At 63.4% G+C, this 17,250-nt stretch carries 14 protein-coding genes; all 14 read right to left on the reverse strand.

Annotated elements, in window-relative coordinates; translation table 11 throughout:
* Positions 1 to 10 precede the first annotated feature (10 nt).
* Positions 11 to 343, reverse strand: a complete 333-nt coding sequence (gene fliE / locus TQ98_RS18665; RefSeq protein ID WP_044870395.1) for a flagellar hook-basal body complex protein FliE — start codon at positions 341 to 343, stop codon at positions 11 to 13.
* A gap of 246 nt (positions 344 to 589) precedes the next feature.
* On the reverse strand, positions 590 to 1,999 hold the full coding sequence (fleR, locus tag TQ98_RS18670) for a sigma-54-dependent response regulator transcription factor FleR (protein WP_044870396.1): 1,410 nt from the start codon (positions 1,997 to 1,999) through the stop codon (positions 590 to 592).
* Between the two features lie 6 nt (positions 2,000 to 2,005).
* Positions 2,006 to 3,211 (reverse strand): ATP-binding protein, encoded by a 1,206-nt coding sequence (locus TQ98_RS18675; RefSeq protein WP_044870397.1) that lies wholly within the window; start codon positions 3,209 to 3,211, stop codon positions 2,006 to 2,008.
* A 110-nt stretch (positions 3,212 to 3,321) separates the two neighbouring features.
* A complete protein-coding gene (locus TQ98_RS18680) occupies positions 3,322 to 4,794 on the reverse strand; it encodes a sigma-54 dependent transcriptional regulator (protein ID WP_044870398.1) in 1,473 nt (490 codons plus the stop codon).
* A 218-nt stretch (positions 4,795 to 5,012) separates the two neighbouring features.
* Positions 5,013 to 5,309 (reverse strand): hypothetical protein, encoded by a 297-nt coding sequence (locus TQ98_RS18685; RefSeq protein ID WP_044870399.1) that lies wholly within the window; start codon positions 5,307 to 5,309, stop codon positions 5,013 to 5,015.
* Between the two features lie 28 nt (positions 5,310 to 5,337).
* Entirely contained in the window at positions 5,338 to 5,718 is a 381-nt protein-coding gene (fliS, locus tag TQ98_RS18690) for a flagellar export chaperone FliS (protein WP_044870400.1), read from the reverse strand.
* 84 nt (positions 5,719 to 5,802) lie between these two features.
* The gene (gene fliS / locus TQ98_RS18695; protein ID WP_044870401.1) at positions 5,803 to 6,201 is read right to left on the reverse strand and encodes a flagellar export chaperone FliS; all 399 of its coding nucleotides are present in this window, start codon (positions 6,199 to 6,201) and stop codon (positions 5,803 to 5,805) included.
* 3 nt (positions 6,202 to 6,204) lie between these two features.
* The gene (fliD, locus tag TQ98_RS18700; protein WP_044870402.1) at positions 6,205 to 7,647 is read right to left on the reverse strand and encodes a flagellar filament capping protein FliD; all 1,443 of its coding nucleotides are present in this window, start codon (positions 7,645 to 7,647) and stop codon (positions 6,205 to 6,207) included.
* Positions 7,648 to 7,743: 96 nt separating this feature from the next.
* Positions 7,744 to 8,112 (reverse strand): flagellar protein FlaG, encoded by a 369-nt coding sequence (locus TQ98_RS18705; RefSeq protein WP_044870403.1) that lies wholly within the window; start codon positions 8,110 to 8,112, stop codon positions 7,744 to 7,746.
* Between the two features lie 81 nt (positions 8,113 to 8,193).
* Positions 8,194 to 9,348: a flagellin gene (locus TQ98_RS18710; RefSeq protein ID WP_044870404.1), complete on the reverse strand. Its 1,155-nt coding sequence runs from the start codon at positions 9,346 to 9,348 to the stop codon at positions 8,194 to 8,196.
* Positions 9,349 to 9,630: 282 nt separating this feature from the next.
* Positions 9,631 to 13,116, reverse strand: a complete 3,486-nt coding sequence (locus tag TQ98_RS18720) for a glycosyltransferase (RefSeq protein WP_044870680.1) — start codon at positions 13,114 to 13,116, stop codon at positions 9,631 to 9,633.
* A gap of 47 nt (positions 13,117 to 13,163) precedes the next feature.
* Positions 13,164 to 14,441, reverse strand: a complete 1,278-nt coding sequence (locus tag TQ98_RS18725; RefSeq protein ID WP_044870406.1) for a CDP-glycerol glycerophosphotransferase family protein — start codon at positions 14,439 to 14,441, stop codon at positions 13,164 to 13,166.
* 37 nt (positions 14,442 to 14,478) lie between these two features.
* The gene (locus TQ98_RS18730) at positions 14,479 to 15,597 is read right to left on the reverse strand and encodes a DegT/DnrJ/EryC1/StrS family aminotransferase (protein WP_044870407.1); all 1,119 of its coding nucleotides are present in this window, start codon (positions 15,595 to 15,597) and stop codon (positions 14,479 to 14,481) included.
* A gap of 130 nt (positions 15,598 to 15,727) precedes the next feature.
* Positions 15,728 to 17,218 carry a glycosyltransferase gene (locus tag TQ98_RS18735; protein WP_044870408.1) on the reverse strand — a complete coding sequence of 497 codons (1,491 nt, stop codon included), beginning with the start codon at positions 17,216 to 17,218 and terminating at the stop codon, positions 15,728 to 15,730.
* Positions 17,219 to 17,250 lie beyond the last annotated feature (32 nt).

A 17,250-nucleotide genomic window follows, 5' to 3' on the forward strand; every position in this document is an offset into this window, starting at 1 on the left:
CAATCCGTCCTCAAACCGGCATCTGCATGATGTCTTGGTAGGCCTGGACCAGCTTGTTACGCACCTGGGTCATGGCCTCGAACGAAACGCTGGCTTTCTGCGACGCGATCATGACGTCGGTGAGGTCCACGCCCTTCTGGCCCACCTCGAAGGCGGTGGCCATGTCGCTGGCAACCTGCTGGGTATCGGCCACCTTGTTGACGGCCTGCCCGAGCATGTCAGCGAAGGATGGCGCGCCGGCCTCCGGGGCTGCGGTGGGGGCCGGTTTTGCACGAGCCATGGCATCCATCTGCATGGCTCGCATTTCCAACATCAGGCGATTGAACTCGATACCCTGACTCATGACATTCCTCCAACTGCCGCGATTTTTTGACGCTACGCGGTTCGATGAAGGGGTATCTGCAACAAGGGTGCCAAGAGTCAGAAGATAGAGGGCTTGGCGAGACATTGCGGGGCCAAAGGCCTGCCCCGGATGCCTCTCCGCAGGATGGGTCGGGCGGCGTCCTGCGAGCGAAGCGAAACCCATCAGCCACGATCGAGGGGTTTCGCAGGCTCCTCCATGCTACGGACTACGCCAAGGCGACAGCGCTTAGCTGGCGTAGAGGTACGCTTCCACATCCATGCCGGCATCGCGCATCTGCGCCAGCTTGTAGCGGAGGGTGCGCGGGCTGATCCCCAGGCGCTCGGCGGCTTCCTTGCGGCGACCGCGTTCGGAACGCAGGGTGTCGATGATCATCTGGAACTCATGGCGACGCAGGTCGTCGCCCAGGGCACTGGCCGTTTCGACCGGCGCGGCAGCCACCGGCAGCGGCACCACCGGCGCAGCCATCAGCGCCGGGGCCGGCACGACAGGCGCAATGGCCATGCCGATGGGCGCGGTGAGGCAGAGGTCATGAGGCTGGATCAGTCCACCCTGCTGCAGGATCAGCGCGCGCTGCACGGCGTTGTCCAGTTCACGCACGTTGCCGGGCCATGTGTGGGCCAGCAGCGCTGCCTGGGCGTCGCTGGAGAAGCGCACGGCACCGTGATTCATTTTTTTGACGTGCTTGGCCAGCAGGCGCTCGGCCAGCGGCAGGATGTCCGCCGGACGATCGCGCAGCGGGCGCCAGGCCAGTGGGAAGACGGAAAGGCGGTAGTAGAGGTCTTCGCGGAAGCGCCCTGCCGCCACTTCGCCGGCGAGGTCGCGGTTGGTGGTGGCGAGCACGCGGATATCCAGGCTGATGGGACGACGGGCACCCACGCGCTCCACCTCGCGCTCCTGCAGCACTCGCAGCAGCTTGGCCTGCAGGCCGAGGGGCATTTCGGAAATCTCGTCCAGCAGGATGGTGCCGCCATCGGCCATTTCGAACTTGCCGGGCGCGCTGGCGATGGCGCCGGTGAAGGCGCCCTTCTCATGGCCGAACAGGGTGGCTTCCAGCATGTTGTCCGGGATGGCCGCGCAGTTGATGGCGATGAAGGGGCCATTGGCGCGCGGCGACTGCTGATGGATGTACTGCGCGAGCACTTCCTTGCCGGTGCCGGACTCGCCGGAAATCAGCACAGTGGAATCGCTGCGCGCGACACGCGCCGCCAGTTCCAGCAACTGCCGGCTGGCCGGTTCCAGGGCGACCGGGCCGTCGCTGGCGAGCAGGCTCATGCGGCCAAGGGCATGGCGCGCCACCAGCTCCAGCAGGGTATTGGGTTCGAAGGGTTTCACCAGGTAGTCGGCGGCGCCCTGGCGAATGGCATCCACCGCACGCTCCACCGCACCGAAGGCCGTCATCAGCAGTACCGGCAGCTGCGGATAGCGCTGGCGGACAATGCCCAGCAACTGGTGACCATCCATGCCCGGCATGTTGACGTCGCTGACCATCAGGCCAAAGGATTCCTCGCCCAGCGCCACCAGGGCAGCCTCGGCGCAGTCCACCGCACGGTAGTCGTAGCCGCCGATCAGCAGGGTATCCGCCAGCGCTTCACGCAGCGCGCGGTCATCTTCGACCAGCAGAATCTTGGCAGTCATCGTCCTTTACTCCTGTGTAACCGACTGCGCCGCGGGAATCAGCGGCAGGACCAGGGTGGCGCAGGTGCCGCGGCCAGGCCGCGAGCGCAGCCGCAGTTTCCCCTGGTGGGCGCGCGCCACCGCCTTGACTACGGCCAGCCCGAGGCCGGTGCCGGTGGTCTTGGTGGTGAAAAAGGGTTCGCCCAGGCGCGCCAGAGTGGCGGCGTCGATGCCGGGGCCGTTGTCGCTGATGGAAAGGCGCAGATCGCCCCCGCGACGGTAGAGGTGCACCTTCAGGCGCAGGTCACGACCGGCGGCCTGGATGGCGTTTTCGATCAGGTTGAGCATCGCGCCGACGAGGGTGTCGCGATTGCACAGCAACTCGCCCTCGGCAAGGTCGCATTGCCAGCGCACCTGCCTGCCTTCCACATGGGATTCGGCGGCGCCGCGCAGGGCACTGAAAAGCGACGAGGGCGCCAGGCGGTCCGGCAGCGGCAGTTCGCCTCGGGCGAAGACCAGCATGTCGCGCACCTGGTGTTCCAGTTCGTGCAGGCGTTCCTTGAGGCGGCCGGCGAAGCGCTGCTGCTGGTCCGTCGGCAGCACCTGCTGGGTCAGGTGACCGGCATAGAGCAAGGCGGCGGAGAGCGGTGTGCGGATCTGATGAGCCAGGGACGCGACCATGCGGCCCAGGGCGGAAAGGCGTTCGTGGCGCGCCAGTTGATCCTGCAGGCGACGGGTTTCCGTCAGGTCGGTAAGGAGGATCAGTTGGCCCGGCTCGCCGTTCAGGGAGCGGATGGCGATGGAAAGGCGACGCCCGTCCTTGAGGGAGATTTCGTGGCCATCGTCTTCACGGGGAGCGAAATTGCGGGCGATGACTTCGCGCCAGAGCATGCCCACCAAGGGCTGGCCGAGCAGGCTGCGCGCCACGGGATTGGCCTCGCGCACCACGCCCTGCCCATCGATCACGATGACGCCACCCGGCAGCAGGTCCAGCACGCTCTGCAAGCGGTTGGCGAGGCGTTCTTTCTCCGCCAGTTCCTGCATGCGCTGGGCGCTGACCAAGGCCAGTTCGCCTTTCAGCTCGGTGACCCGGGCCTCCAGCATGCTGTAGGACTCGTTGAGCTGGGCCGACATCTGGTTGAACAGCGAAAAGGCGTGTTCGAGGCCAGCACGGCTGGCCTGTTCGGCGGGGGCAACGTCCGGGTTCTGCGCGGGGATGACGGCTTGGTTCATGCTCTTCTCTCGCTCCATCAACCGTCAGCAGACGGTCGGTCGAGGGAGATATAGCAATACCCGTGCCTAAAATTTAATCCTTTAAAAACAACAACTTGGAAAAAGCGGAGTTATTCTTCCGCCAATTCCTCGTCGCGACGGCTCATGCCGTACTTGCGCATCTTCTCCACCAGGGTGGTGCGGCGGATACGCAGACGCTCGGCGGCTCGGGCCACTACGCCGGAGGCATCGTCCAGCGCTTGCTGGATCAGCCCCTGCTCCAGGTTGCCGAGGTAGTCCTTGAGGTCCAGGCCCTCCGGCGGTAGCAGCGCCTGGGAAGCGACACCTGGCAGGCCGGCACCGATGGCCGAGCGCTCTTCGATCTCTTCCCGCAGGGTGGCCTTGAGCTGCTCGTCCTCGTCATCCACATGGCGGAATTTCTTCGGCAGTTCACTGACGCCGATGACACCGTAGGGATGCATGATCGCCATGCGCTCCACCAGGTTGGCCAGCTCACGGACGTTGCCCGGCCAGTCGTGGTTGCACAGGGACATGATGGCGGCGGAGTTGAAGCGGATGGAGCCACGCTTCTCGTGCTCCATGCGCGAGATGAGTTCGTTGATCAGCAGCGGGATGTCTTCCACCCGCTCGCGCAGGGGGGCCATATCGATGGGGAAGACATTGAGGCGGTAGTAGAGATCTTCACGGAAGCTGCCAGCCTCGATCATCTGCTCGAGGTTCTTGTGGGTGGCTGCGATGATGCGCACATCCACGTTCTGGGTCTTGTTGCTGCCGACCCGCTCGAACGTGCGCTCCTGCAGCACACGCAGCAGCTTGACCTGCATCGGCAGCGGCATGTCGCCGATCTCGTCGAGGAACAGGGTGCCGCCATTGGCCAGCTCGAAACGCCCTGCCCGGCTGGTGATGGCGCCGGTGAAGGCACCCTTCTCGTGGCCGAAGAGTTCGCTTTCCAGCAGCTCCGCCGGAATCGCGCCGCAGTTGACCGGCACGAAGGGCGCTTCGCGACGCTTGGAATGGTAGTGGAGGTTGCGGGCGACGACTTCCTTGCCGGTGCCGGACTCGCCGAGGATCAGCACGCTGGCGTCGGTATCGGCCACCTGCTGCATCATCTGCCGCACCTGCTGGATCGCGCGGCTGGTACCCACCAGGCTGCGGAACAGGTTGGGTTCGCGCTGGCGGCCACGCTCGCGGGCGTGGTCGTACATTTCGCGGTAGACCTGGGCGCGATGCAGGGAGTCGAGCAGCTTGTTGTAGCTCGGCGGCATCTCCAGGCTGGCCAGCAAGCGACGGCGGAGATCTTCCGGCCAGTCCGCCTGGACCTGGTCGCCGATCAGCAGGACCGGCAGGAACTCGTCCCAGGCCAGCAACTGCTTGATCAGTTCGAGCGCGCCACCCTTGGCGTTCACCTCACCCAGCATCACGCACAGAACATCACGGCTGGAGTTCAGGGTACCGGTCACATCGCGCCAATCCTGGCTGCCACAGGCCAGGTGCTCTTCCCCAAGGAAACTCAGGATCACCGCGAAATCGCGGCGGCGATCGCTGGTGTCGTCGATCAGCAGAATTTTGGTTTCACGCCACATTTTTGGATTCTTGCTTTTAGGGCTGAACGCCGTAATCCACGGCGTATGGGCAGACGGCGTATCCCTGACTCGGGAGTGACCGGCAATTGGCCACTAGTAAAGTGAAAAACCCTTGCCGAGTCAATTTTATGGCGTGCTTTTTTTGTTTGAGCCGACGGAATGGCTAAGCGATTGTCGGCGCAATATCGAGGTAGTGGCAGATGGAGGTCGAGTGGCCATCAGCCAAACAACTGATAGACCTTGGCGCCCTGCTGGGCCTGGTTGAGCTGGACCAGCTCGCCGGCGATGCGCTGCTGCTCGGCCTGGCAGAGGGTGACCAGCTCGCGATAGAGCGCCAGCAGGTCCTGCATCCGACGACCGAGCAGTTCGGTGTCATCAACGGCGTCGACCATGGCGTCGTCCACAGCCTGGCGGCAAAGCTGGTCAAGCTCGCCGATGGCTGCCCAGTCCTGACGGGCCAGCGCTTCGCGAAGGGCGCTGCCGGTGGCCTCAAGACGCTGGACTGATGCATTCATTGAAATTCTCCTGCCAACCCGGAAGGCATCACTGGGCGATGCCATCCCACCCGGTTTTCACATTGCGCAGCAACCCTGCCACTTCGTCCACCAGCGCGATGTCGCACTTCAGGTTCGCTTCCAGCAGGCGGGACACCATGTACTCGTAGAGCGAGTCCAGGTTAGCCGCGATCTCGCCGCCCTGCTCGAAGTTCAGGCCGTCGCGCAGACCGCCGATAATAGCGATTGCCTTGCCGATCAGCTCGCCTTTTTGCGCCATCTGGCCACGCTCGATGGCACCACGGGCCTGGGCCAGGCGGGTCAGGCCACCTTCCATGAGCATCTGGATCAGTCGATGGGGACTGGCATCCACGGCCTGGGCCTGGGTGTTCACGGACTGGTACTGCTTGAGGGCCGCCATCGCGTTCATATTCGCTCTCGCTCATGTGTCGGGCTGTGATACCCAAGGTATCGGCAGCCCTGGCGAGAGCTTTAGCCCGGCCTTTTGCGGAATTCAGGAAATTTCCGCAGGAGCCGGTGCTTCTACTTCCGGACCTATGCCATCCCAGGCCTGCTTGATGTTCAGCAGCAGCGCTTCGACTTCCTCGATGGGCCGCGGCGAGTTGTCCAGGGCCACGCGGGAGAGCCGGCGAGTCATGTAGTCATAGAGGGCATCGAGGTTCTCGGCGATCTCGCCGCCGAGCTGCTTGTCCAGGCTGGCCTGGAGCACGCCGATGATGCTGAGGGTGGAACCCACGGCCATGCCACGCACTTCGGGGCTGCCGATCTCCAGGCCGTGACGGGCCAGGGAAAGCCGTTCCAGCGCGCCGTCGAGGAGCAGTTGTACAGCGCGGTAAGGGCTGACTTCCTGGCTGGTCTTGACTTGCTTGTAGGTGTCGATCGGATTGGCCATTGCTTAGCTCTGCTTGACTACACCGGGAAGGTTGGAAAGGGCCTGGCTCATCCGGTCGCTGGTCTGCTTCAGGCTGGCAATCAGGGAGTCCATGGCGTTGTACTGGGCATACAGGCGGGTCTGGACCTTGGCGATACGCAGATCGAGCTGGGTACGTTGGTCCTTCACCGAACTGAGGGTTTCCTGCAGACCATCCTGGCGCTGGGACAGGATGCCCCCGGACTGGCTGTAGACGCTCAACTTATCGTTCAGGCGGGAGGTCAGGCCTGTGTCGCCGGTGAAGAAACTGGCAACGGATTCGTACTGGGTGCTGAGAACCTTGTCGAGCTTGGTGTCGTCGATTTTCAGCGTGCCGTCCTTCTGGGTGGTAATACCCAGGTCCGACAGGATGGAAATGCCGCCCTTCTGGCCAGACGGGTTGACCAATTCATTGCGCACGGTGGACAGCATCGAACGCACCGAGGAATCCCCCACCAGGGCGCCGGTCACCGGAGCACTGTCCTGGCCGACGGCCGTGACGGATGTCAGGGTCTTGGTCACGCCGATCATCTTGTTGTAGGCGTCGACGAACTTCTTGACGTTGGTCTTCACGGTCGACGTGTCCTGGTCGACCGTCACCGTGAATTTCTTGCCAGGCTCGGCACTGACCAGATCGAGGGTGACTTCGGAAATCGCACCGGACACCTTGTTGCTGGCGCTGTGCAGCGTCAGACCGTCGACGGTGAATTCTGCATCCTGGGCCAGGTTGATGTAGCCGCTGCTGGCTGCATTGGTACCGTCGAGCGCGGTCAGGGCGCCACTGGGGCTGGACGCCGCGTTGTTGTCGGCGAAGTTGCCGATGCGAAAGGCTTCGAGGCCGGCGGATGCCTGGACATAGATATCCTTGCCCGCCCCGGTGGTCTTGGAGCTGAGCACCAGGCGAGAGGTACCGTCCGCCGGGTTGCTGACAATGTTGGCACTGACGCCCTTGTCCTTGAGTGCAGTATTCAGGCTGTCGCGGATTTCGGAGAGGGTGGCGCCGGCAGCAACCTGCACATCGACGCCGCGATCATCGGCGCCGAGCTTGACGGTCAAGGTCCCGGAAGTCGCAGCGGTGGCGTCCTTGGCGAAGGTGGCGGTCCCCACCTTGCTGGCGGCAGCGAGCTTTTCCACCGTTACCTGGTAGGTTCCCGCACTTGCCTTGGTCGTGGCAGAGACGGTAGCCAGATCGGTATTGCTCGACTTGGCCGAACGCTTGGTGAACAGGTCGCTGGAGTTGAGATCCTTCAGCGCGGTCTGGAACTCGCTGATGGCGCTCTTGAGCTGGCCGACGGCAGAGAACTTCGAAGTCGCGGCCTTTTCCACACGAGACAGCTGCGCTTCCTTGGGCGCTCGTTCCGCGTCCACCAGGGCCTTCACGATGTCGTCGATGTTGATGTTCGAACCGAGTCCGGTTATGCCAGCCATTTTTCCGTTACCTCGCCAATCGTCTGACGCCTGCTCCAATAGTCGATAAAGCAGTCAAGAAACGTGCCATGCAACACGGAGGTACCAGCCTGTGCGTCAGGCTTCTGCCTTGAACAACAGACTGCGCATTTCCGACAGGCTTTCCGCCAGTTTCAGTGCATCCTCAGACGGAATTTGACGGATCACTTCTCCGGACTCTGAATCGGTCACCTGGACCACGACCCGGCCGCTGCTGTCGTCAACGTTGAAGTTCAAGTTGCGACGAATGCTCTGGACGAACTCCTGGATGCTGGACGCGGCCGCCTCCAGTGGTTCGCGATCCGCGGTCTCACTCTCGACCTTCTGCTGCGCCTGTTCGGCGACCTTGTCGGAGGCCGCTTTCAGCGCAGTGCCGCGTGCCTGCCCATCGACGCCAAGAGAAGTCGTCATGCCCTTGGCCGACAAATTGACTATGCCGATCTCCATCGCACTCACCTCACAAATGGCAAGAAGGGGGGAAGCGCCAAGCACTTCCCCCCGCGTTCAACGCCTTGCCTCGTCCGGGCCTTAGCCCAGGAGGCTGAGGACCGCCTGCGGCAGCTGGTTGGCCTGGGCCAGGATCGAGGTACCTGCTTGTTGCAGGATCTGGTTCTTGGTCAGGTTAGCGGTTTCCGCGGCGAAGTCAGTGTCCTGGATACGACCGCGGGCGGCCGACACGTTCTCCGAGATGTTCTGCAGGTTGCCGATGGTGTTCTCGAAGCGGTTCTGCACCGCACCGAGGTCGGCGCGCTGGGAGTCGATCATCTTGATCGCCTGGTCGATCACCAGCACGGCTTCCTGCGAGTTCTGCACCGTAGTCACGTCAATGTCGGAGATCTTGTCTTCGGTCACTGCGGTGGCAGCGGTGTAGCTGCCCGCGTTGATGCCGGCCGGTGCGTTGGCGAAGCTCAGGGCGGTCAGTTCGTTGGCACCGTCCTTGTCCTGGGACACGATCTTCATCGCGCCGGTGTCGTCAACGAAGGCACCCACGCCGAGGTTGGCGTCGTTGATCGCAGCGCCCAGGGCGCGGGAAGCTTCGACCGCAGTGGCGCCGCTGGCGATGTTGGCCTCGACGGTCATGGTCTTGCCGTCAACGGTCAGGGTGACCGAAGCGGTACCGGAAGCAGTGGCGGTGCCGGTGGCGGCGGTGACGCTGCCTTCGTAGTACTTGCCGGTCAGCGAGTCGGTGCTCATCTCGTCGATGTTGACGCTGATGGTCTCGTTCGCGGCGCTACCCACCTGGAAGGTGGTGGTGCCGAAAGTGCCGTCCAGCAGCTTCTTGCCACCGAAGGTGGTGGTGTTGGAAATACGGTTCAGTTCTTTCTTCAGCTCGGTCACTTCCGAGTTCAGGGCCTTGCGCTCGTCGTCGCTGTTGGAGCCGTTGGCCGACTGCAGGGACAGGTCACGCATACGCTGCAGGATGCTGGTGGACTGCTGCAGGGCGCCTTCAGCGGTCTGCGCCATGGAGATGCCGTCGTTGGAGTTCTTCACTGCAACGCCCAGACCGTTGATCTGGCTGCTCAGACGGTTGGAAATCTGCAGGCCGGCGGCGTCGTCCTTGGCGCTGTTGATGCGCGAACCGGTGGACAGACGTTGCAGGGAAGTGTCCAGAGCCCGGGAGGAGGTGTTCAGGTTCCGCTGGGTGTTCAGGGACGCGATGTTCGTGTTGACGGTCAAAGCCATGGTGTTTGTCCTCCATCGGACCTAACGAGTTTGCCTATGCTTGCGCCCCTGGGCTGCATCGCTCAGGCAACCATTGAGTGCGCTGTCATATTCCTTATCGGCCTCTTCGGAGAGAGCTTTAGGGGTGATTTGCATTTTTTTCACCCCTGCCCTTCGGGGCGCGCACAGCGCGCTATTTCCGGCGAGTTGACAGGTTTTCGGCAGGATCGGATGGATCTTTAACGCGGCTTCGTTCTGAGCCCCGGCGAAGGTCCGGCGTGAAGGCCGGACCCGTTGTCGGCGTCAGTCGGGCATCCAGGCCCGGTACCACTCGGCAAGATTCTCGCCCTCCAGCATCCAGCCGGTATGGACGGCCTCGCGCAACACGTCCCCGGCCCTGGCGGATGCGTCCAGGTCGTTGATGTGCATGCGGATGGCATCCACCCAATCCTTGAATCGGTTCTTCACGCGGGTCACCGGCAGGCCGTCCTGGTAACACAGCACATCGCTGCAGATCACCGGGAAGCCACAGGCTCCGTATTCGAGCAGGCGCAGGTTGCTCTTGCACTCGTTGAACAGATTCTGCTCCACGGGCGCCAAGGCCAGATCCAGGTTCAGGGAAGCGAGTGCCTGCGGGTACTGATTGATCTCCACCCCGACGTGGACCTCCTTGACGTAGGGACGAATCGCTTCGGGGCACATGCCGAAAAACACCCAGTCCACCTCGTTCGCCAGTTCCTTGACGACGTCGACGATCATTTCCAGGTCGCCCGAGTGGCCGGCGCCGCCCGCCCAACCAACGCGTGGGCGAGCGCTGACCCGGCGCTGGCTTTCAAGCCCACCCCACCAATGGGTCGGCAGACGGTTGCGCACCACGCGAATCTGCTCGTGCATGCCGGCGAAGGCTTCCGCCAGCGGCTCGGTGGAAACCACGAAACGGTCCACCAGGCCGAAGCCGCGGCGCAAGGAACGCAGAACGTCCTTGGGCATGTGCTGGCGGTGGGCGTTCTTCATCGGCAGGTTCGGCAGGTAGTCATCCAACTCATAGACCTTGAATGCCGAGGAGAAGGACTGCATGCGCCGCATGGCCTCCAGGCGTTCATCGCCAATCTGGCGCTGCAGCAGAATGACATCCGGCTCATAGCGCTCAAGATCGACCACCGGCAACAGGCTGGTGGACATGGCCCCCTCGATCAGGCCGCTGCTTTCCAGCGCCTTGAACGGCTGGATCACCCGGTAATGACCGCAGCCATACAGGTCCCCCGGATGGGCCAGCACCCTGGGCAGCGGGCGCCAGGATTGCAGCGGGCGCCAGGCCAGGTTGGGGTCGGCAAGCCTGAACCCCTGCTCCGCCAGGAGCGACAGGCCGGGGTTGTAGGCCGGGTCGCGAGCCAGGATCGGCAGCCATCGGGCATACATGGCGTCTTCCTCGGCGTGGCTGGCCCTGGCCTGGGGCTGCGGCTCCATCAACAACTGCGCGCGAGGCGTCCACACATTGAGGTAACCCGCCTGGCGTATCCGCAGGCAGAGGTCCACGTCGGACCAGGGCGCGAATGCCGGGTCCTCCTCGAAACCGCCCAGCTCCAGGAACAGGTCGCGGCGCAGCATCAGGCATTCGCCGCTCAGCGCCGAGTAGTTCTGCTCCACCTGCAAACGTTGCAGGTAGCCGGAACCGTCATGCGTCATGCCCTCGAATGCGCGGCCGGACGGCCCCCGCAAACCCAGCAACAGGCCGGCATGGCGAATGCGGCCATCGGCGCTGAGCAGTTTTGCCCCCACTGCACCAACTTCCGGGCGCAGGCCATGGTTGAGCAATTGCTGAAGCCAGTCGCGATCGACGATTCCTGCGCCCGCGCCCAGCCAGAGCAGCAGGTCGCCACGCGCCTGGAGCGCAGCCTGGTTGCAGGCCGCCTCTCGGGAAACGCCGGCCGGATAGTCGAGCACCCGCAGCCGGTCCTCACCCATGCCGCCGATAGCCGCCAGCCATTCGCAGGTGTGCGGATCGGTACTGCCAAGATTGATCAGCAGAATCTCGTAATGGGGATACGTGGTGTTTTCCAGCAGTGTTTCCAGGCAACGCTGGATACACACGAGCTGGTCCTTCACTGGCACCAGAATGCTCACGACGCCCGGTTGTGCATGGCCGTAATCCAGCTCGTAGCGCCCCGGAAGCCGAGACTGCACTCGCGGCTCGGTATAACCACGGGCACGCAGGTGACGCTCAATCACCGCGCGCTCCTGGGAATTGTCTTCCAGCCGGAACGCCGAACTCACCAGCAGCGGCTCGCTGATATGGCCAATGCCACCGAGCCCTTGCTGTTCGATCAGACGCAGCAGGAAATCCAGTTCGAAAGCTTCGGCCACCTGCGCGTCAAAGCCCCCCATCGCCAGGAAGTTGTCGCGGCGCAACAACCAGTGGCGGGTCATGCTCGCCGGGAAGCTGAGGAACAGATCAAGGTTGAAATCCGGCCTCAGGGCGACGCCCAACTCTCCGTCCTCGCCACGCATCACGCCATCGGCGTACACCGCCGTACAGGAGTCCGCACCGATGAGGTCCAGTGCGGCAATCAGCAGGCCACTGGTTGTGTATTCCACCCCGGCTTCCACGACCTGCACCCATTGCGCAGCAGCGCGTTCCACAGCCCGGTTCAAGGCCGCCACCTGGGCCTCCGGTTCCGCCGTCAGTGCTTCTCCAGCGCGGCCAGCCAGCGCCGCAGGCGCCGTGGACAACACCTGCACACTGTAATTTCGATAGAGGTTCACCGCTTCCAGGCTGGACAAGGTCCGGCCCACGCCCTCGACATCACCCAGTCGGTCGACCACCAGAATGGCGATCCTGGGGCCTCCATCGGCGACGTTCAGGCGCTCGCCGATCAGCGACATCTGCGGGGCGGACGGGACGCGCTCTTCCAGCCAGGCGCTCAAGGCCATCCCACCATTGCCGGAAGCCCGGCCCAGGGCGGAAAGCAGGTCCATCGAGCGGAACACCCGAGTCTTCAGCCGGGTAATGGGCGCCACTTCGACCTTGCGACTGACGCCCTCGGTGCGGTACCAGCCGAGTTCGCGGATACCCTGGCGGAAGTCCACATGGCCCTGCTCGCCTACGCCCGGTCGGTCACGGCCGATCTGGCTGTACTGCTCGCGCGAGACGCGGAAATCCGTGAGCGGTTGGGCCAGCATCGCCAGGTGGCCACGACGCAGCAACTTGACGTAAAGCGCGAGGTCGGCGACCCAGGTGATGCGTTTGCCATTGAGCACCGACAGCCCGTCGCCGAATTCCAGCAGGTCGGCGCGACGGCAGAGCACGGTGCTGGGCTCGCCGATGAAGTTGATGGTGTAGTCGGCGAAGAAGGTCACCAGTTGTTCGCCATTGACCACCACGTCCTCGCTGAAGGGATGCGCGGTAGCGACGGTATCCGGCAGCGGATTGCTGTCTTCGTCGATACGCCTGCGGCGGGAACTGGCCAGGGTGACGCCCGGGTCGTCGCGCATCACCGCCACCAGTGACTGGATGCAGTCCGGGTGCAGGCGATCGTCGTCGTGGAGGAACTTGACGTACTCACCCGATGCCAGGGAAATGGCCCGCGCTGCGCTGCGGGTCTCCCACAACCGCGTTTCATTGCGTCGGTAGATGACGGGGAAGTTCGCCCGGGCGCCGAAGGCCTCGACCACGGCCTGCACGTCATCACTCCGGCAGTCGTCGCACACGACCAGCTCCAGGGGGCGGTAGGTCTGGCGCTGAATGCTTTCCAGCGCCTCCTCCAGGTACATTGCCTTGTAGGCGGGCATGACAATGCTGACCAGGGGATTGGATTCGTTGAGATTGGCCAAAGCCGCTACTGCCTCTTGTCGATGAGCTGATTCAGGCGTTCCACCACTCGTGCGGAGTTGCGGTCATCCAGGTGCCGGAAGAACAGCTTCTTGGTTTGCCGGTAGCGATCGCCGTCCACCTGGCGGGGCGATTCAAGCTCGTCCTCCAGGGCGCGCAGCAGGTCGCCGAAATCTTTCACCACCGGGCCGGGGAAGGCCAGGTCCATGTCGTAGAGCAGGCCGTTCTGCCTGGCCTGGTAGTGTTCCAGGTCGAAGGCGAAGCTGAACACCGGCTTGTCCAGGTAAAGCGCGTCTATATAGACGGAGGAATAGTCCGTCACGACCAGGTCGGACTCCCGCAGGACCGGTGCAATTTCGTGGATGGCGCCGTGCCCCAGGTCCACCAGTGTGTCGCCGTCGATGAAGCGTTCCATGTTGAACAACTGGTCGCCCTTGCGGAAGTAATGCATGCGGAAGCCGAACACCGCGTTGTGACAAATCAGCAGGGATTTGAGTTGGTCAATTTCAGCTTCGCTGAACTGGTAGCAGGCTGCAGCCGCTACTTCACTCTCGCGAAAGGTAGGCGCATAGGTAATCAGACGCCGGCCGCGCTTGAGACTGCGAATGGCCTGCACATCACGCGAGAGGAAGCTGGGCAACGCCTTGTCGGGCATGCGCAGGAAGTCGTTGCGCGGCAGCCCGGTTATCCACAAGCGGTCGTAGCCGATTGGATGAAAGATGGCCGCCATGGCATAGCTGTCCACATCGGATGAGCACACCAGCCCCCGGTAGTAGGCGCGCTCCAGGCGCCTGAAGGCGACTCGGTCGGCATTCTCCCTCAGCGCAGGATTGGTCAGGGCGAACAGCCGCTTGAGCGGGATGCCGTGCCAGAGATTGACCACGATCCGCCGTTTCAGGCTCGGCCGAAGCACACTGAAGCCGCCCTGCGGCCAGCGCCAGGACATATCCAGTGCGATGGAATTGGTCAGCAGATAGACGCCGCACCGGGCGAGGTGGAACAGCCCGGTCAGGCTCTGCAGGTCCACCAGGCGAGTAGCACAGTGCCCCTCCAGGCCCAGGTCCAGCGGCTTGCCTCCACGGGTGAAGATGTACTTGCAAATAGCCGGGTCGGACTTGACCGATTCGAACAGGGCGCGGGAGTTCTCGACGAACTGATCACTTTTCAACGGGTGAACGAAAAAGGCCCAGCAGTCCATGCGTTTGGGTAGCACACGGTCGAACAGCCACCACAGGGGCAGCAGGAGCCAGTCGGCCAGAGCACGGAAGACACGGGGAAGACTCAAGCGAGCATTCCACCGGGACAGGCGAAGTCCGTCACACTCACGCACCTCGCGCCGAGGCGATCAGCTCGCAGATACCGTGCACCTGATCCAGCCCCAAGTCCGGGAAGATGGGCAGGCACAGCACCTTGCCGGCCATGGCGGTGGCCACCGGCAAGTTGCTCGGCACTGCCGAAGGCAGACCGCGATACATAGGGAAGTCACTGATCAACGGGAAGAAGTAGCGCCGCACCATGATCCCCTGGTCCCGCAGGTGCTGGTACAAGCCATCGCGCGAAAGGGGGAACTCGTCGTCCACCAGGATCGGGAAGTACGCCTGATTGGCGAACACCTGACCACCCGGTTCCAGGCAGCGAACACCAGGTACATCCGCCAGCAGGCGGCGATACAACCGGTCGATGGTCTGGCGCTTCGCGAACGCCTGGTCGATGTGCTTGAGCTGCAGCAGGCCGAAGGCGGCGTTGATTTCGCTCATCTTGCCGTTGATGCCCGGTGCCACTACCGTCGTTTCGTTGACGAATCCGAAGTTCTTCAGGTGGTTGATACGCTGCCGGGTCTTGGCGTCCGGGCAGACGATGGCGCCACCCTCGAAGGTATTGAATACCTTGGTGGCGTGGAAACTGAGGACACTCAGATCGCCATGGCGCAGCACGCTACCGCCCTCGTCGCGCACGGCGAAGGCATGGGCGGCGTCATAGATCACACGCAGGTTGTAGATGTCGGCGATGCGCCCGATGGCCTCCACGTCGCAGGGGTTGCCGTAGCAGTGCACCGGCAGGATGGCCGTGGTCTGCGGCGTGATGGCGGCCTCGACCTTGGCCGGGTCGAGGTTAAGGGTGTGCGGGTCGATGTCGACGAAGACCGGCTTGATCCCGTTCCAGAGCAGCGAGTGGGCGGTGGCGACGAACGAATAGGGGGTGGTGATGACTTCGCCGGTGACGCGCAGCGCCTGCAAGGCGGTGACCAACGCCAGGGTACCGTTGGCGAACAGGGCGATGTGCTCCAGCCCGAGGTACTCGCACAACGCGCTCTCCAAAGCCTGGTGCATGCTGCCACCGTTGGTGAGGATGCGGCTCTCCCAGATTTTTTCCAGGTAGGGCACGAAGTCCTCGAGCGGAGGGAGCAGCGGGCTTGTGACGGGAATGGTCCGGTTCTTCATCTTGAGGTACCCGAAGCGGAATAGGATCAGCCGGCGCCGGGCTCCACGGGTGAGCGCACGTCAGGAAGTCGGCACTCACCGCCCAAATTGGCCTGGCACGGCTTTCCCTGCAATCGTCGTACCGGTTTCCTCAGACCACCCGCATTCCTACGCCACCGAACTCCGGCGAATAGCACACGGGGTACTCGGACGGGCCTGTCACGGGCATCGCTTGAAGCACCTGCTCGGTCATCAAGGCGCGGCCAATGCGATAGCGGCCAGTGATATCCCCGCACCGGTAGTTGAGGATCAGGCCGAACAGGTCACCGCTGGCCCGCCGCGTCATGAAATCGGCGGGCAGCGTCATGCGGTAGGCATAGACATGCGGCCGCAGGCGGCCACGATCTTCGAAGGTGATGACGTCATCGCCGAGGAGCGACTGCATCTCGAACACCACCTCGGTCCCCGCCATCACCGCGTCATGGATATTCAGCTCCAGCTCCAGCGTCTCCCCCACCCGCGCCAGACGGCTGATGTGGAAGAAGCCGATGGTGGGAAAGTCGATCCGCGCCAGTTCTCGGGGAACCACCACTTCCTGGCTGGAGAGGAAAGGCTGCTTCCAATAGCACTTCCCCTCTATCTCGAGGGTCTTGCCCTCGTTCTGCAGGCCGAGCAGGAAACACAGGCCGGCCACCTCACCCTGTTTCAGGAGCTCCAGGTAGACCGAGCGACGCGCGCCGAGGGGGCGGTGATCGAGGTCGCCGTAGAGGGCGAGAATGCGCTGCATTCCCTCCAGGTACACGGCCCGGAAGCTGGGTGAGTCGACAATCGAGTAGACCACGTGCAGCGCGCGCTGGAGGTTGGTCTCGGCGATAAGTCGGCGATACCAGTCGGCACCTTCTACCTGTTCGAAGTCCATCCATTCGATGGTCATCGAACGGATGCGGTCCTGGAAGTTCGACAACGCCGCCTTGTTCTGCGTGATCGACAGCGCCGCGCCCGCCGCCCGGGTGCGCCAGAGGTACACGAGGTCGGTGATGATGGCGGTCTTGCGGCTGAGGTAGTAGGCCTTGTGCACGAAGGGCCGGTCGGCGTACAGCAGGCCGGGCACCATACCCAGGCCGTGCTCACGGAGGAACTCCAGGCGGAACACCTTGTTCCAGTAGAAGCCGTCATGCATCAGGTCGGGGAACTCCGCCACCGACTCCAGCACCCGACGCCGGTTCCAGACGAAGGGTTCGTAGAGGAAGGAAACCGAGTTCACCACGCCATCGGTCAGGCGCGCAGCACGACCGACGACGATGTCCGCGCGCTGGGCCAGGGCCTCGGCCATCAGCAAGGCGTAGCCGTCCGCAGTCACCACATCATCGGAATCCACCAGGGCGACGTACTCCCCCCGCGCCATGGAAATGCCCAGGTTACCCACCACCGCACCGCCCTCATTGGGCTTGGTCAGGCAGCGGAACCTCGGATGGCGCGCCGCGTAGGCCTGGCAGATGGCAAAGCTTTCGTCAGTGCTGCCATCGTCGATGGCAATGATTTCGATGTTCTCGTAGCGCTGGTTCAGCAGGGAATCGAAGCACTCCTGCAGATACTCCGCGGTGTTGTAGACCAGCACGACGATGGAAAGCAGCGGTTGCATCCGGTATCTCCGTCAACCAGGGCAATGGGGAA

Source organism: Pseudomonas sp. LFM046 (assembly GCF_000949385.2).
Lineage (GTDB): Bacteria > Pseudomonadota > Gammaproteobacteria > Pseudomonadales > Pseudomonadaceae > Metapseudomonas.